Source organism: Candidatus Obscuribacterales bacterium, from assembly GCA_036703605.1.
In the GTDB taxonomy this organism is placed as follows: Bacteria; Cyanobacteriota; Cyanobacteriia; order RECH01; family RECH01; genus RECH01.
Window position 1 is genome coordinate 1 of record DATNRH010000828.1, and the last position, 1,711, is coordinate 1,711.

A 1,711-nucleotide genomic window follows, 5' to 3' on the forward strand; every position below is an offset into this window, starting at 1 on the left:
CCACTCTAGGGCGTACTCCAGAAGCTGGCGCATATCATCGTCGTCAATATGCTCTCCCTCCTCAACACGGTCTTCGATGTCTCGCATCCATGCTTTGATCTGGCGATCGCCTCTTGTTTTCGCTCTGATCAGGGGCCCACAGTCATGGAACATGGCAGTCAGCCGTTGGTTCCTAGCATCAGGACTCACCTCTGATCTCCCACTCAGTGCACCCGTACCCCAAGCACACTGGGCATAGTAAAGCAGTCGCGCACTCAAGGGCATCACGTCGGGCAGTGTTTTCAACTTAAGAACCTGTTGAATTTCGTGCTGTAGCTGCTGGATGCACTCCTCAAGAGGCAAGTCATCACTGCCGCGCATATCAACCCGATTCAAGACAAACACCATGGAATCCGTGCGTTCATTGGAATCCGTATGTTCATTGGAATTTGTGCGTGCATTTAGATACTCCACAACATTCTTTAGCTCATCCAAGAGCTTTTGTCGTTGCTGATCGTCCACCTGTCCGTAGTCCAGCGTCACGACGCTAAAGGCTTGACTCACATAGGACTGAATGACCTTCAGGTTGTCTTTGTCTTGCACCGACTTGAGGCCCGGCAGATCAACTAACTCAAACTCAATACCGTCCGGCAACCCTAGCAGGCTTGGGTCGGCGACGGGCAATATGGGCAGCGTCACCGCCACCTCCGGTGCCTGGAGGTCTTTTTCCCGACGACTGCTATGGTAAAGACGCATGACCCGGTCACGGATGCGATCGTAGATCTCCCCATCCTCCAGATCATTCCAAGCGCCAGTGTCCCAGACCGCACCGTCCGTTTCTGCAATGTGAAGTTCTCGGGTATCGCCATGGCGCAGCCGCAAAACGCCGCCGCTCATCTCCCCGCGCTCAATCGGCGCAATTCGTCGTCCAATCAACGCATTGACCAGGGTTGACTTGCCAGACGATGTCGTCCCAATCGTGGCAATATATAGCTTAGGGGTTTCGAGCCGGGCGATCGCTTCATCATAAGCATCCTGGAAGCGCTGAAGCTGTTCCTTCACCTCGTCACCACTAAAGGCATCCGGGGATGTGTTGACAATATCGCTCACACAATTCCCCAACTCCTGCAAATGGTTTCTTGCAGTCTCCAACATCTCAATCGGGCTGGGCATCCTGTCCTCCAAAATAGGGCTGAGCCAGAGGTCTGCGCCTCCCACAAACCCGCAAATGGGCATGGGGAAAGCTATCGCTCTCCTCAAGAATCTGAAGCTAAGAACCTGAATGAAGCTCAGGCCACAAACGTTTCATCCTTCAGGATGCCCAAGACTAAAGCCGGATAAACAGCCTGACCCAATCCTATTTTTTAGTTTTTCATAAAATATTCCATCGCCAGCGTCTAGGTCAGACGCCACACAGTCAATAAGCCCCATCCCTGCTCGACTGCCCCAACGTTGATGCCAAGAGGCTGAAACTTACGCCGTCCAAATCGTTCATTGCCGGTTCAACGACCGTCATAAACCTGCGTAGAGAGGTTTGGATACTTAGGCGCGGCTTCTAGCCGCCAGTATTGAGAGTTTTATCAAACCAAAACATATCTCGTGGCTTAAGATAGGGCCACGGTAAAGATTCTGACCAAAACGGGCCATTTAGATCTAGAGTCCTTTGATAGCAATAGCTCCAACTATGAGACGATGCTGAGACAGCGCTGTTTTGCGACCCACTAAGCGACCT

The 1,711-nt window shown here is 52.1% G+C and carries 1 protein-coding gene; it reads right to left on the bottom strand.

Going from position 1 to position 1,711, the window contains the following annotated elements; all coding sequences use genetic code 11:
- Positions 1 to 1,152 (bottom strand): dynamin family protein (locus tag V6D20_17090; GenBank protein HEY9817497.1); only part of this gene is annotated, 1,152 nt, incomplete at its 3' end.
- Positions 1,153 to 1,711 lie beyond the last annotated feature (559 nt).